This is a genomic window from Vibrio mimicus CAIM 602, from assembly GCF_000338875.1.
Taxonomy (GTDB): Bacteria; Pseudomonadota; Gammaproteobacteria; order Enterobacterales; family Vibrionaceae; genus Vibrio; species Vibrio mimicus.
Map to the genome: position 1 here is coordinate 69098 of NZ_AOMO01000024.1, position 24398 is coordinate 93495.

The 24398-nt window shown below is 46.6% G+C and carries 14 protein-coding genes and 1 pseudogene; 10 read left to right on the forward strand and 5 right to left on the reverse strand.

Annotated features, from left to right (window positions below):
- Nucleotides 1–79 precede the first annotated feature (79 nt).
- From D908_RS13760 to D908_RS13745, 4 genes are all read left to right on the forward strand, one after another.
- Nucleotides 80–2491 (forward strand): GH92 family glycosyl hydrolase, encoded by a 2412-nt coding sequence (locus tag D908_RS13760; protein ID WP_032467552.1) that lies wholly within the window; start codon nucleotides 80–82, stop codon nucleotides 2489–2491.
- A 42-nt stretch (nucleotides 2492–2533) separates the two neighbouring features.
- On the forward strand, nucleotides 2534–5239 hold the full coding sequence (locus D908_RS13755; protein WP_005523403.1) for a GH92 family glycosyl hydrolase: 2706 nt from the start codon (nucleotides 2534–2536) through the stop codon (nucleotides 5237–5239).
- Between the two features lie 78 nt (nucleotides 5240–5317).
- Nucleotides 5318–7768 carry a GH92 family glycosyl hydrolase gene (locus D908_RS13750; RefSeq protein WP_005523405.1) on the forward strand — a complete coding sequence of 817 codons (2451 nt, stop codon included), beginning with the start codon at nucleotides 5318–5320 and terminating at the stop codon, nucleotides 7766–7768.
- Nucleotides 7769–7856: 88 nt separating this feature from the next.
- Nucleotides 7857–10313, forward strand: coding sequence for a GH92 family glycosyl hydrolase (locus D908_RS13745; protein WP_005523407.1), 2457 nt, complete (start codon nucleotides 7857–7859; stop codon nucleotides 10311–10313).
- A 112-nt stretch (nucleotides 10314–10425) separates the two neighbouring features.
- Here the strand turns inward: D908_RS13745 and D908_RS13740 are convergent, their stop codons facing one another.
- Entirely contained in the window at nucleotides 10426–11316 is an 891-nt protein-coding gene (locus D908_RS13740) for an EamA family transporter (protein WP_005523408.1), read from the reverse strand.
- A 96-nt stretch (nucleotides 11317–11412) separates the two neighbouring features.
- Between D908_RS13740 and D908_RS13735 the strand changes: the two genes are divergently transcribed.
- Entirely contained in the window at nucleotides 11413–12798 is a 1386-nt protein-coding gene (locus D908_RS13735) for an aminotransferase-like domain-containing protein (protein ID WP_032467542.1), read from the forward strand.
- A 47-nt stretch (nucleotides 12799–12845) separates the two neighbouring features.
- Here the strand turns inward: D908_RS13735 and D908_RS13730 are convergent.
- Nucleotides 12846–14710, reverse strand: a pseudogene (locus D908_RS13730) (fructose-specific PTS transporter subunit EIIC).
- A 226-nt stretch (nucleotides 14711–14936) separates the two neighbouring features.
- Between D908_RS13730 and D908_RS13725 the strand changes: the two are divergent.
- Nucleotides 14937–15236 carry a PTS fructose transporter subunit IIB gene (locus D908_RS13725; protein WP_000706155.1) on the forward strand — a complete coding sequence of 100 codons (300 nt, stop codon included), beginning with the start codon at nucleotides 14937–14939 and terminating at the stop codon, nucleotides 15234–15236.
- An 8-nt stretch (nucleotides 15237–15244) separates the two neighbouring features.
- Entirely contained in the window at nucleotides 15245–16024 is a 780-nt protein-coding gene (locus D908_RS13720; RefSeq protein ID WP_005523415.1) for a PTS sugar transporter subunit IIA, read from the forward strand.
- On the opposite strand, the gene D908_RS13715 is transcribed toward D908_RS13720, so the two are convergent.
- A complete protein-coding gene (locus D908_RS13715; RefSeq protein WP_005523422.1) occupies nucleotides 16016–16855 on the reverse strand; it encodes a helix-turn-helix transcriptional regulator in 840 nt (279 codons plus the stop codon). The genes D908_RS13720 and D908_RS13715 overlap by 9 nt on opposite strands.
- Nucleotides 16856–17227: 372 nt before the next feature.
- On the opposite strand from D908_RS13715, the gene D908_RS13710 reads away from it, so the two are divergent.
- Nucleotides 17228–19126, forward strand: a complete 1899-nt coding sequence (locus D908_RS13710) for a fructose-specific PTS transporter subunit EIIC (RefSeq protein ID WP_005523423.1) — start codon at nucleotides 17228–17230, stop codon at nucleotides 19124–19126.
- Nucleotides 19127–19188: 62 nt separating this feature from the next.
- A complete protein-coding gene (gene manA, locus D908_RS13705; protein ID WP_005523425.1) occupies nucleotides 19189–20409 on the forward strand; it encodes a mannose-6-phosphate isomerase, class I in 1221 nt (406 codons plus the stop codon).
- A gap of 133 nt (nucleotides 20410–20542) precedes the next feature.
- Here manA and D908_RS13700 read toward each other — a convergent pair whose 3' ends face one another.
- Both D908_RS13700 and cqsR read right to left on the reverse strand, forming a co-directional pair.
- The gene (locus D908_RS13700; protein WP_005523427.1) at nucleotides 20543–20995 is read right to left on the reverse strand and encodes an L-alanine exporter AlaE; all 453 of its coding nucleotides are present in this window, start codon (nucleotides 20993–20995) and stop codon (nucleotides 20543–20545) included.
- Nucleotides 20996–21387: 392 nt separating this feature from the next.
- Nucleotides 21388–23589, reverse strand: a complete 2202-nt coding sequence (gene cqsR / locus D908_RS13695; protein WP_005523429.1) for a hybrid sensor histidine kinase/response regulator CqsR — start codon at nucleotides 23587–23589, stop codon at nucleotides 21388–21390.
- A gap of 213 nt (nucleotides 23590–23802) precedes the next feature.
- On the opposite strand from cqsR, the gene D908_RS13690 reads away from it, so the two are divergent.
- Nucleotides 23803–24375 (forward strand): UPF0149 family protein, encoded by a 573-nt coding sequence (locus tag D908_RS13690; protein WP_005523431.1) that lies wholly within the window; start codon nucleotides 23803–23805, stop codon nucleotides 24373–24375.
- Nucleotides 24376–24398: the final 23 nt, after the last annotated feature.

The following is a 24398-nucleotide window of genomic DNA, read 5'->3' on the forward strand; positions in this document are numbered from 1 at the left end:
TCCTGTACTCACAACCCAATCGGGGGGACACGCATTCCCCCCGATAACCCCTACACAATAACGAAAAAACGGTATGCACATGTTTAAACGTAATCTTATCTCTTTGGCTGTCCTAGTGGGTCTGACGGGAAGCTTAACTGGCTGCAAAATCGACAATGAAACGTCTTCTGAACCCAGTGTTGACCTTGCAGTACTGAAATACGTCGACCCTATGATTGGCACAGCAGATTCCGGTCATACTTTTCCCGGGGCGACCGTACCTGCAGGTATGGTTCAACTGTCTCCCGATACTTTCATCGGTTCAAACACCGACCACGAATCCGGTCTGAATCCTTGGCATTCAGCTTCTGGTTACTGGGACTCATCCAACTACGATACAGGTGAAGTGGTAAATACAGAGGTTCCACTTTACGGCTTCTCCCATACCCACCTTTCCGGCACAGGCGCAACCGACCTAGGTGATATTTTGGTCCTGCCATATTCAAACATGGCGGATGCCCAACAGAACACTTTCGATAAAGCCAACGAAGAAGCCAGTGCTGGTTACTATAAGACCAAGCTCAACAAGGGTCAGATTGAAGTTGAGCTAACAACGACCAAGCGCGTTGGTTTACACAAATACGTGTTTGCGAATAGCGCAGATCGTAACGTGAAGTTCGATTTGGGCCATACCCTAATGAACAACAACGGCAAGTCACTAAATAACAAAATTGAGGTGGTAGACGACTACACGATTCGTGGCCTCAAAACTTCGACAGGTTGGTTCCAAGGGCAGAATCATCAAGGGCAGAACCTCTTCTTCTACGCGAAATTTAACCAACCGATTGCCAAAGCCATGCTGGGCGAGCAAGGCCAAGAACCCACTCGCGAAATTCTCCCAAATGACGTTTACGAAGGAGAAGATCTGACTGCTTACCTCAATTTCGGCACGGGTAAGGAGCCCATTGAAATCCGTGTGGGAATCTCTCCAGTGAGTTGGCAAGGCGCGCAGAAAAACTTAGAAGTGGAAGCTCCAAACTTCGACCTCGCAAAAGTGAAAAAAGAGGCGGAATACGCGTGGGCTGAGAAGCTAGCGAAGATCAAAGTGGAAGGCGGCACAGACGCAGAGAAAACCAACTTCTACACTGGTATGTACCACATGATGATCGCACCAATTGAATTTTACGATGTAGATGGTCAGTACGTGGATATGCTTGGCACCGTTCGCAAGTTAAAAGATGGCGACACACCAAACTATTCTATCTACTCAACGTGGGATACGTTCCGCGCGGTTCACCCAATGTGGACCATCATAGATCCAAACCAAGCAACACTGTACGTCAAAGATTTAATTCGTAAATCCAACGACGAGTTCGGTCTATTACCTAAGTGGGAAGGCCATGGTTCAGAAACAGGCACCATGATTGGCTACCCATCGGCAGCAATTCTGGGCGATGCGGTGACCAAAGGTTTGATTTACGCAGAAGAAGCCTATACCGCATCGGTAAAATCGGCACACTACACGCCGCAAGAGTACCCACAGATTCATGATGACATTCTAAGTTCGCTCATGGCGGGTCAGTTGAAATACCACGAGAAAGAACAGTGCGTGCGCTACCCGAACTGGAACTCAGTGTCGTACTCGCTGGAACTCTCATTCTATGACTGGACCATCGCTGAAATGGCGAAAGCCGCCGGTCATATGGATGCTTACGAAACGTTCAAAACACGTTCTTATCATTCGCTTAAACACTGGGATGCAAAAGCAGGCAATGCAGACGGCAAGGGTTTCTTCGTACCAACGGAGCTGAAAGAAGATGACCCATGTGCACTGAAATACGCTTCTTCAGACTTCGATCCCTACAAATCAGATGCGTTCTACTACACCGAAGGCAACGCGTGGCAGTGGCAATGGTCATTCATGCAAGACTTAGACAAGCTGACGGAAATCATGGGCGGCACACAAGGTCTGAACGACAAGTTAAACAACCTATTCAATGCAGATCCAAATGCTGGTGAAGCACACCAAGACATGACGGGCTACATCGGACAGTACATTCACGGAAACGAGCCATCGCACCACGTGATCTATTTGTACAACCGTACCAAAGAGTCATACAAGGTGCAGGAATACCTAGACCAAGTCTACGACCAGTTCTACAAGCCAACGCCAGACGGCATCATAGGTAATGAAGACGTCGGCCAAATGTCGGCTTGGTACTTAATGTCGGCACTGGGCTTCTACCAAATCTCGCCAACCGATCCAACTTACAGCATAGGTCGTCCAATCTTCGACAAAGCGACGGTAAACATTGGCTCTGGCACCTTCACGATAACCGCTGAAAACAACGGCCCAGACAACCTATACATCAAAGAAGTGACCATCAATGGAAAACCTTTGGATGTGTACAACACCTTCCAGCACAGCGAATTCAAAGCAGGCGGTGAACTGCATTTCGTTATGACTGCGGACAAGTCTGAAGCAATGAAAGCCAATCTAAGCAAATCATAAAGTTAGGGGACCTCGTGTCCCCTTTTTCGTGGAATAAAAACAATGAAACTGAAAAGAACCCTACTCGCTACTTCCTTGCTATTTGCAATGCTTGCTCTTCCCGGATGTAACATCGACTCTGACTCGGAAACACCCGTTATTTCTACCCCAACTTTGGATTATGTGGATACGTTGATCGGCACAAAGGGGCTTGGCAACGTTAATCCCTCCCCTGTCATGCCTGAAGGCATGATTCAACCTTCGCCAGATAACTTTGACCCAAGTGGTTGGGAAGGCAAAGGATCTCCTGTCGAATACGATCCTGTTCATAGCCTCCTTTCTGGCTTCTCCATGACCCACATTTCTGGTGCAGGTAAAGGCGACTTGAACGACTTCGCCTTCTTGCCATACACAGGCTCCAACACCAATCCAGTCACCATGGATAAAAGCGCTGAAGTGGCGAAAGTGGGTTATTACGCTGTAGAGCTTGTCGAAACAGGCGTGAAGGCAGAACTGTCCGCAACAGACCGTGTGGCGTTCCAACGTTACACCTTCAAACCGGATGAGGATCGTAAACTCCGTATCGACCTTCAACACGAGCTTTTAGAGCAATACGGAAACCACTCGCGCAGCATCTACTACAAACGCGTGGATGACACCACTGTCGTGGGCGCTCGTACCTCAAATGAATGGGGTCAATGGCAAACCGTGTTTTTCGCGGCTCAATTTTCTGACCCAATTATCGAAGAGGATCTGTACACCAAGCTCGCTTCAGAAAGCACATTGACACAGACCGATGCAACCGAAGTCGGCTTGGAAGATTACCGGGGTTATGCGGAACATAACCCAATGTCGGGCGAGCCTGAGCCTGATCCAGAACGTTTGGCCAAACGCGCAAATGATGTTCTTACTCATTTGAACTTTGGTCAGAGCAACGAGCCGTTGATCGTCAAAGTCGCGATTTCTGGCACTGGGGTTGAAGGAGCACTGAAAAATTTAGCCGCAGACACTAACGGTTGGGACTTCGACAAAGTCGTGCAACAAAACCGCATTGCATGGCAAAACATCCTTGGTGAGTTTGAACTGGAAGGTGGAACCAAAGCTGACAAAACCCTGTTCTACACCTCGCTATACCGCACCTTTATTGCGCCATTCCTCTATCAAGATGTGGACGGGAAATACCGTGGCATGGATGGCAAAGTACACCAAGCGGAAGATGGACTAGTGAACTACTCGGTTTACTCCATGTGGGACACCTTCCGCGCGGCTCACCCTCTGAAAACCATTATCAACAAAGACCGTGCCATTGAACATGCGCGCGACCTTCTCAACAAGTACCAAATCGGCGGCGTACTGCCGAAATGGGAACTGCATTCTGAGTACACTGGTGAAATGGTTGGTCACCCAGCCATCTCTGTGATTGCGGACATCATGGTCAAACATCCTGAAGCCTTCACTGCTGCAGAGTTTGACTTGGCGTTAAACGCGGCGGATGAAACGGCCAACTTCAATCTGGATAAAACCGAAAGCTGGGTGCCTTACCAAGACGCTTGGAACGGCGATAAACGCTTTACGGTAATGACTCGTCACAACAACTACCAAGAAGACGTCGGCTTTATTCCTGCCAATACCAAATGGGCACCCGATTCCAGTGACAAACCAGGTTACGTGGAAGGCTTGAAGATTGATAAATACGACGAGCTGGTGAACGAATCCGTTTCTTACGGTCTGGAGAACGCTTACTACGACTGGTGCATCGCACAAATCGCCAGGCTCGCAGGCAATGATCAACAGTACGATCGTTACATGGCACGTTCTGAATCATTCAAAAACTACTTCGACTACAACCCTAAACAATACGGCAAGCTGCAAGACACTAAAGGCAAAGCATTAGGTGCGACGGGCTTTATGCGCCCGGCTTACATGAACAGCGGAACTAAGGTTTGGGCAAACAACCTCAAAGCAGAATGTTTAGATGACAACATGGCGCTCACTATCCCCGACGGTATGGATTACAACGCCTGTAAAGACCGTAAAGCACTGAACGAAAGCGACGCGTTCTGGCCTTACCGCGCCGAGCACCGAGGCGAAGACTTCACCGAAGGCAACACATGGCAATGGACATGGTTTGCACCGCACAACCTAAATGGCCTTGCTAACGTAATGGGCGGTAAACACATCGACCGTACCGATTTCACTCTTCCTGAAGCACTAACCGAGCAAGGCAAAACTGCGTTTCTAGCGAACTTAAACGCACTGTTTAATGCCAACTCCAACGCGGATACCAGCCAATCACACGACATGTCAGGCTATATCGGTCAATTCGTGATGGGTAACGAGCCCGATCACCACGTGCCTTACCTATACAACTGGACGGCCGAACCGTGGAGGACACAAGAAGTGCTTAGCCACGCGATGAGTGAGTTCTACCACCCCACTCATGAAGGCCTGATTGGTAATGAAGACGTCGGTCAAATGTCGGCGTGGTACGTCATGTCAGCTCTGGGCTTCTACCAAGTTACCCCAGGTGATGCAACGTACACCATAGGTCGCCCTTTGTTCGACAAGGCCATCATTCCTGTCGATGGCGGCAAGTTCACCATCACCTCGGAAAACAACAGCCCAAAGAACATCTACGTGAAGTCGGCAACCATCAACGGCAAACCGCTAGGTAGCCACTTCAGCTTCGCACACAGCGAATTGAAAGACGGTGGTGAACTGCACTTCGTGATGACGGCTGACAAGTCTGAAGCGATGAAAGCGCAGTGAACAACAGGAATCCAAATACTAAAGGGGCAACCTCAACCCCTTCTTTCTGTAGAAACTTAACTTCTGTGGAACCATAAAATGAAACTCAAAAGCCCACTTATCCCTACCGCTATTCTCACTGCTATTTTTGGTCTTGCAGGCTGTAACATTGACGACGACAAGCCCGGATCCCCCGCCCTCAATACGTCATTGACCCAGTACGTCAATCCACTGATTGGTACTGGCGCAGATGGTCACACCTTCCCCGGCGCAGTTGTGCCTTACGGTTTGGTGCAACTTTCACCGGATACTGAAATGGAAGGCTGGGGCTCAGCCGCCGGCTATTTTGACCACGGCAAGCTCACCGAAATCCCAGTTTACGGTTTTTCCCACACTCACCTTTCTGGTACAGGCATTGCTGACCTTGGCGACATTTTAGTTCTGCCTTTTACTAAGAAAGAACACGCCATCTTCAACACCTTCGATAAAGAAAACGAAACGGCTGAAGCAGGCTACTACTCCGTGGAACTCAACAAAGGTGAAATCAAGGCAGAGCTAACCACAACGCAACGTGTTGGCTTTCATCGCTACACCTTTAAAGAAGGTACCACACCGCACATTAAGTTCGACCTAGACCACACCCTTAATAAAGGTCATTTAAACAACCGTACCATGAAGGGTGATCTTGAGTTCATCGACGCATACACCATTCGTGGTTTGCGCAGTTCAAACGGCTGGGCGAACAATCAACACATTTATTTCTACGCAACCTTCAACCAACCTATCATGAAGGCGATGGCTTTGGTTGATGATGCTGAAACAGAAATCGATGTGAACAATGACAATATCGATGCCATTAAAACCATTGCATACCTAGAGTTTGCGCCATCCTCGACGCCGCTAGAAATCCAAGTTGGCTTGTCTCCAACAGGTACAGAAGGTGCGCAAAAAAACCTAGAAGCGGAAGCGAAGAATGTGTCGTTTGACACGACACGTGCACAAGCGAACGACGCTTGGCAACAAGAGTTGAGTCGAATATTGGTGTCTGGTGGTACAGAAGATCAGAAAGAGATCTTCTACACCGCGCTTTACCATGCCTCCATCGCACCAATGATTTTCCAAGACGTGGACGGTCAATACCCAGCAATGCGCACTCGCATTCAAAAAGACGCGGGCAATACACCAAACTTCTCCGTGTATTCCATGTGGGATACCTTCCGTGCAGCGCATCCACTGAAAACCATCATTGATCCAGAGCGTGCGAAAGCATTCGCTAACGACCTAATTCGCAAATACCAAGATGGCGGCATCCTACCGAAATGGGAATTACACAGCCATTACACAGGAACCATGATTGGTTTCCCGGCAGTGTCGATCATTGCTGATGCAATGGCGAAAGGTTTGGACATCGACTCGCAACAGGCCAAAGAGGCGGCGGAGTTTACCGTCCGTTACCATGAAACCTCTGAATTTCCAGACTGGACTGAAGATAACAACATTGGCGCTGCAAACGTGTTGCAAGTGGAGGCATACCAAGAGAATGGCTTTGTGCACCACGGCTACTGGAACAGTGCATCTTACTCCCTTGAGTTCGCTTATGGTGACTGGGCAATGTCTGAAATCGCACGCATGGCGGGCGATGTGAAGTTGCAAGAAGAGTTCCTGACCCGCTCAAAGAACTGGCTCAATCATTGGGATGCGAAAACCGGATTCTTACGTCCGAAGAACCACCCTCTTAGTTCATCGCCAAACAAGCCACCATTGGAATTTAATAGACCCGTTGATGAAGACCGTTTGGATGAGTGCGTGATGATTGAGTGGCCGGAAGGCTCTGGCGAGAAGAAGGAGAAATGTCCCCTACTGCCATTTGACCCTTACTACGTAGATGAATTTGCCTACACAGAAGGGAACGCATGGCAATGGAAATTCCAGCCAATGCACGATTTCAACCGATTAAAAGAAGAGATCTACAAAGCCGATTTAGTACAAGGCAAAGACACCACACCAGAAAAAGCCTTTCGCGAAGATTTGGATGAATTATTCAATGCACGCTCATCGAATACAGGTGAAGAGCTGCCAGATCTAACGGGTTACATAGGCCAATACATGCATGGTAACGAACCGTCGCACCATATTCCTTACCTCTATACACTGACGGATGAACCTTGGAAAACACAAGAGTATCTCGACCGCATCATGTCTGAAATGTACACCATAGAACCAACAGGTTTAATTGGTAACGAAGACGTGGGTCAGATGAGTTCGTGGTACGTGATGTCAGCGATGGGCTTCTACCAAGTCACTCCTGGTGACGCCACTTACACCGTTGGCCGACCTATGTTCGATGAAGTCACCATTCCAGTGGCAGACGGCGAATTTAAAGTCATCGCCGATAACAACAGCCCGCATCATAAGTATGTGAAGTCCGTAACCATTAACGGCCAACCACTCGACAAAAACTTTACTTTCAAACACAGCGAAATCAGAGCCGGTGGCGTGCTGCACTTCGTGATGACCGGCGACAAGCAAGAGGCACTCCCCGCCGATTGATTTGGAATTATCGCATTTCTGCCACCTAGCACTTAGGCACCAATGCAACTGGGGAGTCATAGGCTCCCCCTAATAAGGAGTCAACATAATGAAATTAACAAAAACCTGTATCTCAATAGCGGTCAGCGCAAGCGTGTTTGGCCTCACTGGTTGTAACGTTGAAGATGATTCCTCAGCCGTCGATACCAGCGTTCTAAAATACGTAAACCCATTTATCGGTACTGGCTTTAACGGCCATACCTTCCCAGGCCCTGTTGTACCAGAAGGCATGGTGCAACTTTCTCCGGATACTGAACTGATTGGCTGGCACTCTTCTTCCGGTTACCACTTCGATAAAACAACCTTATTTGGCTTCTCTCATACCCACCTTTCTGGCACAGGTATGGGAGGTTTAGGTGATATTCTGTTCCTGCCATTTACTGAAGACAAATCGAAATACATTGAAGACAGTGACGACTATCGCAAAGCGATTGCAGTCAAAATGGACAAAACATCCGAGGTTTCGGAGCCAGGATATTATTCGGTGACGATCGAAGAAAACGGCATCAAAGCAGAGTTGACGGCATCAGAGCGCGTTGGTTTTCACCGCTACACGTATCCGCAAGGCCAACCACAGCGGTTAAAGATCGACCTAAACTCCATCCTCAACAGTGATTGGGGCGCCACTTCCCTACGCAACAAGCTAACGATTAGCGAAGATGGTTACAGCGTGACAGGTGAGCGTGATGCCGCGCACTTTTCTGGCTGGGCAAAAAATCAAAGAATCTTCTTTTATGCAACGTTCGATAAGAAGATTAAAGATGTCTACATTCTCTCCAATGGCAAACCAGTGGACGGCTTGACTGCAGAACACATCGGTGACCCGAGCAAACGCATCAAAGCTGACGTAACCGCGTATATTGAGTTTGAAGATGAGGGCACACCACTACTCAACGCTCAAGTTGCGTTATCTGCCGTCGATCCACAAGGGGCGATAAACAACCATGATGCAGAAGCAAATATCTCATTCGATACTGCGAGAAACAACGCCCGTACGAAATGGAAGAATGCGCTGAACTTCTCTATCGAGGGGGGGACAGAAGATCAGAAAAAAATCTTTTTCACCGCGCTCTACCACACCAAGATTGCCCCTATTGTTCACCAAGATGTGGATGGTCGATTCCGTGGCATGGGTAAAGGCTCAATTCAAAATGGCGAAGGTGAATACGCCATCGCTTACGGCCAAGCGACAGAAGCACAACCAAACTTCTCAGTCTTTTCATTATGGGATACCCAACGCGCATTGCATCCGCTAAAAACCATTACCGAGCCCACTCGTGCCATCCAATATGCGAAGAGCCTTGTGCAGAAGTACACCGAAAGTGGTTTGCTTCCGAAATGGGAGCATTTAGGCGATGAAACAGGCACCATGGTGGGCTACCCTGCAACCACCATCATTGCGGATGCGCTCACTAAATACCCAGAGGAATTTACCCAAGAAGAAAAAGAACTGGCGCTGAAAGCCGCCATCGATTCCTCCACTTACGATAACTACGCAGCACTGCAAACTGAGTGGGATCCGGACGTATTGGACCGAACCCTAACCAAGCACATCGATTACATCGAAAAGTATGGTTTTGCGCCTGCGGTTCAGCGAATCGATGGAGAACCTGTGTTTGAAGACTATACGTTGGAATCGGTATCGTATGGCTTAGAAAACGCGTTCTACGATTGGGCCATCGCACAAATTGCAAAAGCTGCGGGCGATACTCAAACCGAAGAAAAATACCTCAAGCGTTCAAAAGGCTATCAAAAGTATTTCGATTACAACCCAGCCGAATATGCTGAGCATGGTGTCACGGGCTTTATGCGCCCGGTGATGATTGACAAGACCTTTATGACACCATTCGATCCCTACGGTACGGAGCACGAAACGGGCAACTATACCGAAGGGAATGCATGGCAATGGACGTGGTTTGTGCCCCATGACATCGTGGGCTTGAAGCACATCATGGGTGGCGAAGCGCAGTTCCTGAAGAACTTAGAAGCTACCTTCACTGCCGAAAGCCAAGGCAGCGAAACACCCGACATGTCCGGCTTGATTGGCCAAGTAGCTTTTGGGAACGAACCTTCACACCATATCCCTTACTTATATAACTGGACAGCGGAACCATGGAAAACCCAAGAAGTGGTCGATCACATTCTTGATGATATGTACTTGGCAACACCAGCAGGCGTGGTTGGCAATGAAGATGTCGGTGCTATGTCGGCGTGGTACATAATGTCTTCACTCGGTTTTTACCAAGTGAATGCCGCAGAGCCTACCTACACAATCGGTCGTCCTCTGTTTGATAAAGCGGTTATTCCGGTGAAAGGCGGCAAGTTCACCATCACAACGGAAAACAATGCCGATGACAATATGTACATTAAGTCTGTCACCATTAACGGTAAAGCATTGGAAAATGGTTTGTTCTTCCATCATTCGGAGTTTATACCGGGTGGCGAGCTGCACTTTGTCATGACGGGCAATCAATCTGAAGCGATGAAAGCTAACCTAAGCAAATAGTGATTGGGGGGAATGTATATCTCCCCCTTTTTAAAAGATCGGTATTTTTTACTCAGGTTTCCACCATCTCTCACTTTAGTACCACGAAGCTACTTGGGCATTACCCATCCCATTAGCTTTCTAACAACTCGGAACGTACTTTAGTTACTTTAGCAGCAGGTTTAACAATCAAACTGATACCAACGAGAAACATCACACAAGCTACAATTTGCGCCGAACTGAGCTCCTCACCATACATAAAGTAACCCGAAATTAATGCAAACACAGGAACCAGCAAAGTCAGCGGCGCAGTGGTACTCAGCGGATAACGAATCAGTAATCGGTTCCATACCCAGTAACCAAATAGTGTGGTTGGGTAAGCCTGAAAAACAACAGCAACTGTAGTACTCACATCCCATACTTTGAAAGCGTGCGAAATGATGTTGGGTCCATAGAGGGTGACAGCAAAAAGAATCAAAGGAATCGGCGCGAATAACATTCCCCACACATTAAAAGCGAAAGCTTGCGTCGTTTTCGATGCTTTAACGATCATCCCCATCACTGTCCAACATGCTGCCGCAACCATAATGAACAGCAAACCTAGAAGAGTAATATTGCCATTGGTTGTCGATACCAGTACCAATAAAGCCACCAGCGCAGTTCCTGCCCCTAGCATTTTGCGTTTTGACACAAGTTCTTTATGAATAAATACCCCAACGGCCATGCTGATCAGCGCATTGGATGAAAGCAGCACAGAAGACATTCCAGAAGAGAGTCCCGCAGTTATCGACCAAGAAGCCATGCCCCAAATCCCAACACCAAACACTAAGCCGTAGCTGAATAAGTAACGCCAAGCCACAGTGGGTCGTCGAATAAAAAAAATCGCCGGTATCACGGCCAGAGTAAACCGGGCTGCGGTTGCCAACAATGGGTGTACTTCCGTGATTCCCAGTTTAATCATCGAGAAATTAAAGCCCCATATCGCCATAACAAAAATCGCCAAAAGCAAATCGTTCCTTTTCATAACTGTCCTCCTTTTTGCTTGAAAAGCAGTATTACGCGAGTACAGTTAGCAATACAGATACAATTTTTCACATAAAAATCGGTACAGTTATAGGTTATGACCATTTACAGGACGTTGGCGAGTCAGTTTATACGAGAGATTGAAACGGGTAAGCTTACGGAGGGAAGCCGCATGCCATCATTACGGCAGCTTTCTAAGCAACAAGCCGTCAGTATGTCGACCGTTGTCAGTTGCTATCAAGAGCTTGAATCTCAAGGATGGATACAGGCACGCCCTCAAGCAGGATATTACGTCTCATCTCGACGGAATAAACATAACACGCCTGATTGGGCGCAATTCGTTAGTCAGGTCTCTCAGGTAAATCAGAGCTTTGCTATTCAGTCACCGCATAACGGCCCACTTGGAATTTCCAGTACAGATATTGATGAGATGGCGCTGAATGAACTAGAACGCAGTTTTCGCCGAGCCAGTAAGCGATTAGGGAAACGACTGAATCAATACCCTAACACGCAAGGCGAGCCTTCACTGCGCAACGCATTAAGCCATCACTTTGCCAAACTTGGCCTCCCTATAAATCCAGATGAGTTGGTTATCACCTCTGGATGTATGCCAGCCATTAAAACTGCGCTTGAATCTTGCACTCAAGCAGGTGATACGATTGCCATTAGCTCACCTTGCTTTAGCGGCATTTTGGACTTACTTGGAAAGATGGGGCGTAACATCGTTGAAATTCCCTCTTTAGACGATGGTATCGACCTCCCTCAACTGGAAGCCCATTTGCAACAAGGCATTGTTAAGGCAGGGATATTCTGCACCTCACACATGAACCCCCAGGGGATAACCATGTCAGCGAAGCAAAAAAAGAAACTCGCAGAACTGGCGAATCGTTACCAAGTTCCAATGATCGAAGATGATGTTTACCTAGAGCTTTCTTACTCTGAGCTCACACCATTGCCTGCTAAATATTACGATCAAGGAGGTTATATTCTCTGGTGTGGATCCATCTCTAAAAGTTTATCCCCCGGTTATCGTCTTGGCTGGTGTTTACCGGGTCAATACCTCGAACACTATCGCCAGCAACATACCGCCTCATGTTTTGGTGTGTCACTGCCGATACAACTTGCCATCGCTGATTTCATCGAATCTGGTCATTATGCAAAGCAATTGAAACGTCGTCGCAGCAAGTTGCTGACCTTAAGGCAGTCTTATCTTCACTTTTTGTCTGAGCGGTTACCGAAGAGAGTCAACATCAGTGACCCACAAGGTGGGATGGTGCTCTGGCTACAAATTCCAGATCTCAACTTAACCAAGTTCACCGAACTTATCGAGAAGAACCGGATTGATGTCCGCCTAGGGCAGCTTTTTAGTACCTTGTCGCTCTATAACGACTGCTTAAGAATCAACATGGGCTTTGAACTAACCCAAGAGGTTCAGGATGAACTAAGCCTACTCATTGATGCGATAAAACTGTCGATGCAATAATGACGTCGAGTGAAAAGACACATAAGCCATATTTTCCACTCACACCACTACCGTTTCATCTGTACCAAGGCAGCGGCGTTTAAAATCGCATCTTTCGTTGTGACGTCGATGACCTTGATGTGTTTGAAGCGTTCGGGTTCTTTGATCGCAACATCATGCGCGAAAATCACTCGTTTCGCCCGTTGTACATCTTTGGCAGTAATACGGTTAATGATGCCGTTGGCACCTTGGTTTCCACTTTGATTTTTACCCCAAGTAAGCAAGCGGCTTTTTCTAATGATTTGGCTGCCAAGAAAGTGTGCGCGACACCAGAAGGGCAAGAGGTCACGGCCAGAATTTCGGCTTGCCCTTCCCCAACCACCGATGTAAACGCGAGTGAATCTCCCTGCTGGTTTTCCTGTTCATTCACCGTTTTCTTGAGGGCAATAACAATCAGCGCGGTGGTTAATGCTCCCGCCAAAGTACCGAGAATGTAACCGAGTTTGCCATCAATCACCGGAAGCACAATCCAACCGCCCCAAGGCGCATGGTTGAGCACCTGAAAGAGAAAACCAATCACGTTACCAACGATGCCACCAATAATGGCTGCGGGCAGTACACGAGCGGGATCGGCAGAGGCAAACGGAATCGCTCCTTCGCTAATGCCAATCATGCCCATAATGCCCGCCGCTTTGCCCGCTTCACGTTCATCACGTTTGAATTTACTGGGTGAAAGAAAGGTAGCCAGCGCCATACCAAGCGGCGGAGTGCAAATGGCGATGCCGACACCACCCATCAACCAAGGTTGAGTATTCACTTGAGTTTGTGCGAACAGTGTAGCCACTTTGTTGATGGGCCCACCCAAATCAAATGCCGTCATTGCGCCGAGCACAGCGCCCAAAGCCACCTTACCAGAATCGGCCATTGAGGCCAGAAACTGATTGAGCCACAACATGCTGCTAGCAAGCGGTGAACCAATCAACCACATAATTGCACTGCAGGTGATAAAGGTGCCGACCAATGGATAAATAAATATAGACCCAAGCGAACTCATACTGTCTGGCAGCTCAATTTTTTTGAGCTGGCGAACCACAAAACCCGCAAAAAAACCAACGATGATCGCTCCAAGAAAACCAGTGTGGTACTGGTTTACCGCAATCCAAGTCCCAATCATTCCCGGCGCTAAACCCGGTTTATCCGCCATGGAATAAGCGATGTAGCCACCCAACACCACAGTAAACAGCGTTAAACCTGCAATGCCCATTTGGGCGATATCGGCCAACATACCACTTTCAGGAACTGCGCCATGACCAGAGATCATGACCGAAAGGGAAAGCAGCACCCCACCAGCAACGATAAACGGCATCATGTGAGATGTACCAAACAGCAAATGCTCTTTGATGCGAGCCAACCTTTGCGCTATCGGGCTTAGCGGCTGGTACTCCATCTCACCATTTCCATGTAAGTCACTGAGGTTAGAGTGTTTGGGATCAACAAAGAGTGCTCTCACCTGCTCAACATCTTCTGCGGCTTTGAGCTGTTCAACAAAACCATCTTCAATCCATTTACTGGAGATTTGTGCCAACACTTCGATGTGGTGATGGTCTTCCCCATCGGGTGATGCAAGCATAAAAAACACATCAGAAAGTAGGCCATCTTCTGCACCGTAGTCGATCCCTTGACGACTAATTCCTATTACCACGGCAGGTAAAGCAACGGCTGTACTTTTGGCGTGTGGAATTGCAATGCCCTCTTCAAACCCTGTGTTACCAATCTCTTCCCTCTGCCAAACATCTTTTAAAAACTGCTGCTTATCAGTGAGCTTTCCTGCTTTATCAAGCAAATCAACCAGTTCAATAAGAATCTCTTCTTTGCTACTGGCTTTTAGCTCTAAACAGATGAGTTCAGGTTCGATCAGATTGGTAATATCCACGATTGCTTTACCTTGCGATTATTTTGCGTTGCATTGTCGTCCATAGACCTCGCGCGCGAGTAGGCTAGAGTAACGAGCGAAGCACTTTCAAAACATAGGACTAAAAATGCAATCGCTGGATTAATGTAACATCCGTTTTGAACTGTGAAGTGTGTCTTTAGTGAAGGCAAAATATTTACTAACCGCTGTGCTACTATCGCGGCAAAAGTTACAACGAGGCATTCCCATGAAAATTGTTGCAGTTACCGCGTGTCCAACGGGCATTGCGCATACTTACATGGCGGCCGATGCATTGACCAAAACCGCGCCAAAATACAATGTGCAGATCAAAGTCGAAACTCAAGGGGCAATGGGCATTGAAAATCAGCTCACGCATTATGACGTCGCTCATGCAGATAAAGTGCTGATCGTCTCAGACATAGAAATCGAGCAACCCGCGCGTTTCGAAGGGATGAACGTCGTTAAGCTCTCTATCGAAGACGTCCTGCTCAACGTCGACAAAGTCTTTCTCGTTCACTGTCGCTGATCCTCTGCATGATGCATGAATTCCAAGTCACTTTCTTGGTGAATGATGTCAATGCCAGTGCCCATGTGGCTCAGCCGCTTTCTCGCGTGTCGCGTAAATTCAAAAGCACGTTACACATCATCAACATCACTCGTAACCGAAGTGCCGAGTTGACCAAATCATTGGCCGTTTTACAAGTTGGGTTACAAGTGAGCGATTTGTGCCAAATCACTGCCTTCGGAATTGATGCCGAACTTGCCTGCTTCGTGATTAAAGACATGCTTTCCGATCACTACACCGTGGTTGGCTCCAAGATCAATTATGAGTTTTCCAGCCAGTTGGCTGAACGCTTACCGCAAATTTGCCCACCGAGCGAGATCCAATGGCACTACGCTAAAGCGCAGACTGAATTGACGAAGTTTGAGTGCCTAAAAGGGCTGGCTCAGTTGATTTATCCGAACTCTCCGGATGAGTTGATCTTAGCGTTTATCAAGCGTGAAGAACGCTCCTCCACCTGTGTTGCTCCCGGCATTGCGATTCCTCATGTCATGTTTGAAGACGTTGAGCACATTACCGTTGCCGTCATTAAAAATGATGAATCGATGGATTGGGCATCGAAGATGGGAGATGTCCATCTAGCCATCGCCTTAGTAATGCCAAATCAACTCAATCGAGAGCAAATCATCGCAGCAACCAACCTAACCCGAAATTTGCTGTGTGACCAAATGGTAGAACGCCTGCTGCTGACAAGAAGCGGGGTCGATCTGCAAGCATTGCTGATGTATGCCATGTCGCGCCTGTTAAATTGAGGATCGATAATCCGTGGGTGTGCGACCCGTGCGATTTTTAAATACACGGCAGAAGTAATTCACATCCTTAAACCCACAACGTACCGCGACTTCATTAAGCTTAAAGTTGTACTTTTTCAGCATAAACTTCGCCCTATCTACCCTTACCCATGTGATGTAATCGGCCAGTGTCATGTGACCTTGCTGTCGAAACAGTCGCGATAAGTGATTGGCAGAAATACTAAAACGTGAAGCGATACTTTCACGAGTAATGGCGCGATGAAAATTCTCTTGGATATAAATGCAGATGCCTTGATACAGATCTTGCACTCGATTGTGAGGCTGTTCCGTTGGCGCATCGAGCATCGTTTTAGTGTATTGCAGCAAAGCTTGCAGTAGCAGCTCATCCATCGGCTTTTTATGATTCTCACGCGCCAATGAACTGAGTGCCTCTAGGATGTTATCAATAGCAAAACCCGAACGTGTTTGGATGCTGTATTTCTGAACATCGTAAAACTTCGCTTCTCCCTTACGCTTACTAACCAAACTCAACCCTAACTGTCGGCGACCAAATAACATGCTCAGTACCGAGCAATCGGTATCCCAATTCGGTTTATTCCAGCAGTTAGAAGGAATAAAAATCGCATCACCCGCTTTCGCGATAATTTTCGTCACTTTACGATCGTGACTTTCCATTTCATTAATATATTCACCACCTAGAACTAATTCTAAACGAGGAAAGTTAACCTGATAGCTAAATTCAGGCGGTGTATGAAAATCACCAGCAAACCAAATATGATGAAATGATTCACGCTCATTTAGTATCGATGAAATCAAATCATCAAATATCATTAATAGACTCTCTTTTCATTATTCTTTTTTTTGACGGCGCAAGATATACAGCAAACAACACTTTGTCACTATGAACAAAATCACACTCCAATTCGAGCGATACAATGGTCCAGTTTTAGCACCAATTCTCTAGCACTAATTTCATAAGTTAATAACAAAATACATAGCCCAACCTGATGAAAAACTTGAATTTCTATAAAATAACTCTGAATTCAACTGGACTAATACGCCACTGAAATACAGAGCGATCTAAATCACACCCACTCAATATCGTTACAATTGTCCAGTAAATGTTCTATTTCTGCACTAATCGTACAGAAGGAAAAATTAAAGAATACCTCTGACATAAAAATAAAATTTATTGAGGTTTCTATGATCAACCAATTAATTAACGCCAATTTAATTCAGCTTGATCTGCAAGCAAATTCAAAACAAGAGGTTTTTGAAGAACTGATTAATATCCTGCATGCACAAGGACGTATTTCAGAGAAAGCCACTTTCCTAAATGATATTCAAGCGCGTGAAGAATTAGGTAACACCGGTTTTGAAGACGGGGTTGCCATTCCTCATGCAAAAAGTGCCGCCGTAACGCAACCAGCCGTAGCGATTGGCGTCAGCAAAAAGGGCATCGACTACGGTGCTGAAGATGGTTTGCCTTCAAAACTCTTTTTCATGATCGCCTCCCCTGATGGCGGTGATGACCACCATATTGAAGTGCTGGCAGAACTCTCTTCCAAATTGATCGAAGAAGGTTTTATTGATGCTTTCCTTAACGCAGAAACCTCAGAGCAAGCCCTTGAAATATTGCTAAAAAAATCAGAACGGGTGACCACTACTGCTGAAAAAAGCAAAGGGCTCATTATCGGTGTCACTGGTTGCCCAGCAGGGATCGCTCACACTTACCTTGCCGCAGAGGCTCTAGAAAAAGGCGCAGCGGCACTCGGTTATCAAATCAAAGTGGAAACCAATGGCTCAATTGGAGTGAAAAACAGCCCAAGCGCGGAAGAGATCGAACAAGCGGAAGCCATTGTTGTGGCCTGTGATAAGCAAGTGGATTTGACGCGTTTTGCCGGAAAGCGACTCATCAAAACCAATGTGAAAGCCCCCATTCGCGATGCACAAAGACTGATTAACGAGGCATTAAACGCACCAAGCTACCAAGCAGACAATACGAGTAACCCGTCGGTAGCGAACAAAGCTTCACAAGCTCGCTCCGATCTTTACCGTTTTCTGATGAATGGCGTTTCTCACATGATTCCCTTCGTTGTCACTGGTGGTCTTTTGATTGCCCTAGCTCTTGCGGTTGGCGGGGAGCCAACCGAAGCAGGCATGGCGATTCCTCCGGGAAGCATGTGGAATCAAATTCTTGAAGTCGGCGTTGTCGCCTTTACTTTGATGATCCCAATCCTTGCGGGGTACATCGCATACGCGATTGCGGATCGCCCAGCGTTAGCTCCGGGTTTGATTGGCGGCTGGATTGCCAACAACGGCTCATTTTATGGCGCAGAAGCAGGAACAGGCTTTATCGGTGCCATCGTTGCAGGCCTGCTGGTCGGTTACTTCGTTAAGTGGATCACTTCGATTAACTATCACAAGTTCATTCAACCATTAGTCCCCATCATGATCGCGCCGATCACTGGGTCTCTGTTTATCGCAGGGCTGTTCATTTTCGTCATCGGTGCGCCTATTGCCAGCTTAATGGATGGCCTGACGGCACTCCTCACCAGTATGAGCACGGGTAACGTCATCCTGCTTGGCATCGTACTCGGTGGCATGGCTGGCTTTGATATGGGCGGGCCATTTAACAAAGTCGCGTTCCTCTTCTCTGTCGGCATGATTGCCAGCGGCCAAACCCAATTTATGGGTGCTATGGCGTGCGCGATTCCTGTTGCTCCACTGGGTATGGCATTGGCTACCGCCATGGGACGTAAATTCGATCTGTTTGAACCTTCTGAAATCGAAGCGGGTAAAGCAGCAGGCGCGATGGGCTTAGTGGGCATCTCCGAAGGCGCGATTCCATTTGCAGCGCAGGATCCAATGTCTGTCATTCCTGCCAACGTATTGGGCTCAATGGTGGCAGCAGTGATGGCGTTCTCTTTCGGTATTACAAACAGCGTGGCACATGGCGGCCCGGTTGTCGCACTCCTAGGCGCGATGAACTATCCACTTCTTGCTCTGATTTGTATGGCGGCAGGCGCAGTAGTAACAGCGATCACTTGCGTTACGCTGAAGAAACTGCGCTCTCAAAAACTCGCGGCAGCGACCGCTTAATCCTCTCCTTTCCTGCAATGGCTTGAACACACGTTCAAGCCATCTTTCTGATGGTGACTAAGATGTCTGACCTCCAATATCTTGATGCGACTCTGCCACTGGCAGTGTTCTTCCCTATGACTAACCCAATCCAAAACTACGCATGGGGCAGTAAAACTGCTCTGCAAAAGCTGTTTGCTATCGAGAATCCCACTCAAGAGCCTCAAGCCGAACTCTGGATGGGCGCTCACCCTAATGGTTGTTCATGCCTCACTGTTCATGGTCAAAACGTCAAACTTTCCGATTTTATCGCACAGAATCCAACGTTAATCTTGGGTGAGAAAACCGCACTACAATTTGGCGAATTGCCCTATCTGTTTAAAATTCTGGCGGCAGAAAAAGCGTTGTCGATTCAGGTGCACCCAAACAGGAAACAAGCAGAACAAGGTTTTGCCAAAGAGGAACAGCAAGGTATTGCGCTCACTGCAGCACATCGAAATTACAAAGATCCCAACCATAAACCTGAGTTGGTCTATGCGCTGACCGAATACCAAGCGATGAATGGTTTCCGTGCGATGAGTGAAATCCTGAATCTTTTCTCTGAACTGGCGATAGAAGAGCTGAAAACTCTGGTGGACACGTTTAACACGAACCAAACCGAACAAGGCTTAAGTGACTTTTTCTCTGGCCTATTGTCTCTACAAGGAGAAACGAAAGCTCGCGCGGTTCAGGCGTTAATCACTCAAGCTAAGCAGATCGATCTTCCTCTCTTCAATTTGATTGCCGAATTGGAACAACAGTATCCCAATGATATTGGCTTGTTTGCTCCCCTCCTGCTCAACGTCATCACGCTACAACCTGGCGAAGCCATGTTTCTGGATGCGCAAACTCCACACGCCTACTTGCATGGCACCGGACTTGAGATCATGGCCAATTCAGACAACGTGTTGCGTGCTGGGCTTACACCGAAATACATAGATATCGAAGAATTAGTGGCTTGTACGCTGTTCAAACATAAGCCATTTGAACAGTTACGTCTTAAGCCTGATGTTATCGAAGGGAACGAGCAATATCCTATTCCCGTCGCGGATTTTAAATTTTCAATCATTCCAGCTACAGAGCAGAAAACGCTCAAAATTACTAGCGCTGAAATCTTGCTGCCTCTCGATTCTCCATTGATTCTGCAACATCCCAATGGTGAACAGTGCATTGCGGCAAAAGGGCAATCCATCTTTATTCCCGCTTATGCACATCAATACACAGTCCAATGCAGTGGCCGTGTTGCGAGAGCATTTAGCGAGTAATGATGGCGCTATCCCCTTGTTTCACTTATCGCTGAAACAAAATAGGCCACTCTCATGTCACTCGATCATAGAATTCTCTATTGTTTTCGAGATAACTGAAAGTGGCCTACCTACACAAATGGCTTAAAGATATTTAGCTTTCAGAAACGGTATAGCCCGGCACTTTAAACCAGCGGCGGCACATATCGAGGAAGTAGCCATACAACACGCCCATTCCACAAGAGACCAGCGCGTTGGTTGCTACCGCTGTGATGATTTGATCGGTTGAAGCTCCAACCGTAAAGAGAATTGCGGCATAAACGGGAGATTGGAATAGAACGTAAGCCACGAGATCAGACAGGTTTTTCATCCAACCTGTTGGTGAAATCTTGCGGCCTTGTCGTAAAACGTAGTCTCTAAAAACACCATATGGCCAAGCTATCGCAATGTTCACGGGAATAGAAAGTGTTCGTGAGGCCAAAGATTGCTGAAAGGTCATGCCTGAAATAAAAATTTCAATGATCATGCCTGTGACAAAGCAAAACACCACCATCGCAAAAGTATCTGCCGCTGCATGACGAATACAAAACGGACCACGAGCTTTCATTTACATCCCCTATAAAATATATCACTACGATTTCGCAATCATTACCAGACATGGAACTGCCATATATCCTAATTGGCAGTTTATGGCGCTATTAAATCACACAAAATTTAGTTTTAGGCTTTGTTTTTGAACTCAGAGGGTAAATAAACAACCAGAAAATGTAACTAAAATAGCATCTATAGCTGGTTTTCAAGATTAGATACAAAACTATCAGTTGGTGAGTTTACGTTTGGTAAGTTAATTACACACCTGGTGGATTCACATCGGTGCTCACAGGTGGTTATCGAGGCCATAAAATCAGAATGACATACGACGAATTTCCGCAAAGTGACATGAAGATTAACCACAATGATGAGAGTGATGTACGGAATAAATATTCGATGTGAACTATTTCAATCCGTCGCTTGGATTAAACGTTCTGCGTGGAATTGGTAGAGGCGTTCGGAATGCAATTCAAGAGCAAGATCTAACTCATGCTCAGCAATAGGTTTAGCAATGATGTCATCAGCACCAGCCGAAATCATTCTATCTCGTGTTTCTTTGAAAACATCAGCAGTGCACCCAAACAGGAGGATGTTTGACTGCGGCAGTGGTAATTGGCGGATTTCTCTAGTCGCTTGAATACCATCTTTGAGTGGCATGTGGTTATCCATCAGCACCAAATCGTATGAGCTGTTTTTTAGCGCATAAATAGCCTGCTCACCATCTGTCACACTATGGCATTCAAAGCCTTTGTTACGCATAAAGGCTTCAAGAATCATAATATTGGTTCGGTTATCTTCAACGATGAGCACACGCAGGCCTGGGTAGGTTTTGGCTTTAACCGGCTTGTACTCTTCTTTTATTGGTTCAGAAGCTGCTAATTTCACTCTCACTTCAAAGCAAGTGCCCTGCCCAACTTCACTCTGAACAGACACAGTTCCACTCATCAGCTCTGCTATTTGTTTGACAATCGCAAGGCCGAGCCCTGTTCCACCGAAGCGACGCGTAGTATGCGATTCGGCTTGCTCGAAAGGTTGAAAGATACGGTCTAACGCATCTTGCGGAATGCCTATACCACTATCTTGAACCTTAATCGTGAGAAAATACTCATCACCAATGTTCTCTTCGCTCAATCCAACCGAGACAAAACCTTGCTCTGTAAATTTGACTGCGTTACTGAGTAGATTGAATATGATCTGCCGCAGACGGGCTTTGTCTCCATAGTACCAACGAGTGTCTATGATTTCTGAATGCAGTTGAAACTGAAGACCTTTTTCAAAACAAAGGCTTGAATAGATACTTTTAATACTGCCAATAATGGATCTCAGCGGGAATGGACTATAGTCCAATTCAAACTTACCTTGCTCAATTTTCGAGTAATCCAAAATCTCATTGAGCAAATACATCATATGCTCACCAGACTCATAGAGGCTGGTTAAATGCTGCCTCTGTTTCGCCGTCAGTTCATCTTTCAACAAAATTTGTGCAGTACCGAGCACCCCATTCATTGGGGTCCGAATTTCATGGGAAAGCGTTGCCAGAAACGCACTTTTTGCTTTGGTAGAAGCTTGTGCCTTCACTTTTTCCGCTTCTAAATAGATCGTTTTCTGATTAAATGTATCAATAAGATGGCGTATTTCATCCTGATTTTTGTAGCGAATATCAATGATTTCGCCCTCTCCTGATTCACTGACTTTTTTGGCAATCAAGACAATCGGACGGATCCAGTAATGGCTAATTAAAAAATAGCCTACCATGACACACAGTAAGAGGATCGGCATCAACCCTTTTTCAATGTTGATGATCAAGTTGAAGATAATTTCGTCGACATGTTGAATTGCGTTAACCACTTCGATTTGCCAATTAAATTCGCCAAAATTGTAGTAACTAACCAGCGCATTGTCGTAGGTACGGAAATTGTGTGAGACGATCTCAACCCCAAAAGCATCTTTGAGATTTACCCCTAAGTTGTATTGCTCCGCGGTTGAAGCCACAAATTTGATCAAACCTTCAAGAGATAAATCGACGGTCGCAACGCCAGCAAACACACCATTCCGGTAATACGGAGTTGAGACGGTGATCATTTCCACTCGAGTGTATGCATCCACATACACCGGAGACCAAAAATACATCCCTTCCGCTTCATTCTCGGCTGCAACATACCAACTCTCTTTGTCATAACCGCCAGCTTTAGGGTTATTCCAAGAAATCAGTTGATCAACTTGTCCATCAATAGCCTTGTTGAAAAATAGGCTGTCATAACGTAACGGCTTAGTTGTAGATAAGTTAGGATCTGGCCACAAACCACCACTGATAATGACCCCGCCAACCACGGCAAAGAGAGAACGTAACATTCGCTCCTGCTCTTCTTTATTAATGGCATCTTTACCAATGCTGGTGACACTTTGCAGAACTCCAATCGAATTATTCAAAGGTTCACGAATTTGAGTTGCCAGCAGTTCGGCTCTGAGAGCAAGGTTATTCTTCAGCTCTTTCCTGAAAGGGACTTCCAACCCCCAATAGCTCAGCGTCCCCACGATTGCGAGGAAAAAAGCCAAGTAAATAGTAAGTGCTAAAATACTTTTCTTTTTGAGTGAGGAACGGATAGCCATAACCAACTGAATTACTTTTTGTTTACAAAATTATAGCGAAGTTATTGTACTCAGCTTTGTTTTCTGTTTGATTTCCATCGAGTGGCGCACAAACTCACTTACTTCTTAGTCAATAAATCCACACCGAAGCGAATGCAGCGAACAAGCAGATGCTCTCAAACTGCTTTCCAGATAAAATACCCGCACTGATTTTTATTGAGCAAAAAAAACCTCATGCAAACCTTACAAGACATCCTTCAGCAGCCTGAATTAGAAAACAAGTTACTCAACCAAGCAAAAACGGTTGGGTTCGTTACCGCAATGGCTTGCTGCCCAAATGTATTACCACCTGAAGAGTGGTTGCCTTTTTTATGGGGTGGTGAAGAGATCGCCCCCTTTTCTGAACCTGCGCAATTAGAGAACTACTTCCAACACATCATTAATCTTTGGAATGAAACTCGTCCACAACTGCTTGAAGGCGAATGGCAATGGCCAGCCGGGTATCGACTTGATGAAGAAGAGATCGTTAATCAAGAAGTGAGAGATTTCTGCGAAGGGATGCTGCAAGGTTGGCAATTAGCACGAGATGATTGGGAAGTGCTGATGCCAGAAGAGAGCTCTGATAACACTTTGCTCGGTGGTGTTCTACTTTCTTTAAGCATGCTTTACGATCCAGAAACCTCAATTGCGACACTCTATGAACAAGGCTTCACTGGTTTAGAACAATTCGCTGAAATCTATAATGCGATTCCAGTTATGTTGTGCGGCATCACCCAACGCGGTGTCAATTTAGCCGAAGCTCAATAAGCCTCAAAAAAACAACGAGCAGC

What these genes read in the sequence shown, in the direction of transcription:
- D908_RS13760 (WP_032467552.1), top strand. Translation starts at nt 80, where the DNA reads ATGTTTAAACGTAATCTTATCTCTTTGGCTGTCCTAGTGGGTCTGACG.
- D908_RS13755 (WP_005523403.1), top strand. Translation starts at nt 2,534, where the DNA reads ATGAAACTGAAAAGAACCCTACTCGCTACTTCCTTGCTATTTGCAATG.
- D908_RS13750 (WP_005523405.1), top strand. Translation starts at nt 5,318, where the DNA reads ATGAAACTCAAAAGCCCACTTATCCCTACCGCTATTCTCACTGCTATT.
- D908_RS13745 (WP_005523407.1), top strand. Translation starts at nt 7,857, where the DNA reads ATGAAATTAACAAAAACCTGTATCTCAATAGCGGTCAGCGCAAGCGTG.
- D908_RS13740 (WP_005523408.1), bottom strand. Translation starts at nt 11,316, where the DNA reads ATGAAAAGGAACGATTTGCTTTTGGCGATTTTTGTTATGGCGATATGG.
- D908_RS13735 (WP_032467542.1), top strand. Translation starts at nt 11,413, where the DNA reads ATGACCATTTACAGGACGTTGGCGAGTCAGTTTATACGAGAGATTGAA.
- D908_RS13725 (WP_000706155.1), top strand. Translation starts at nt 14,937, where the DNA reads ATGAAAATTGTTGCAGTTACCGCGTGTCCAACGGGCATTGCGCATACT.
- D908_RS13720 (WP_005523415.1), top strand. Translation starts at nt 15,245, where the DNA reads ATGATGCATGAATTCCAAGTCACTTTCTTGGTGAATGATGTCAATGCC.
- D908_RS13715 (WP_005523422.1), bottom strand. Translation starts at nt 16,855, where the DNA reads ATGATATTTGATGATTTGATTTCATCGATACTAAATGAGCGTGAATCA.
- D908_RS13710 (WP_005523423.1), top strand. Translation starts at nt 17,228, where the DNA reads ATGATCAACCAATTAATTAACGCCAATTTAATTCAGCTTGATCTGCAA.
- manA (WP_005523425.1), top strand. Translation starts at nt 19,189, where the DNA reads ATGTCTGACCTCCAATATCTTGATGCGACTCTGCCACTGGCAGTGTTC.
- D908_RS13700 (WP_005523427.1), bottom strand. Translation starts at nt 20,995, where the DNA reads ATGAAAGCTCGTGGTCCGTTTTGTATTCGTCATGCAGCGGCAGATACT.
- cqsR (WP_005523429.1), bottom strand. Translation starts at nt 23,589, where the DNA reads ATGGCTATCCGTTCCTCACTCAAAAAGAAAAGTATTTTAGCACTTACT.
- D908_RS13690 (WP_005523431.1), top strand. Translation starts at nt 23,803, where the DNA reads ATGCAAACCTTACAAGACATCCTTCAGCAGCCTGAATTAGAAAACAAG.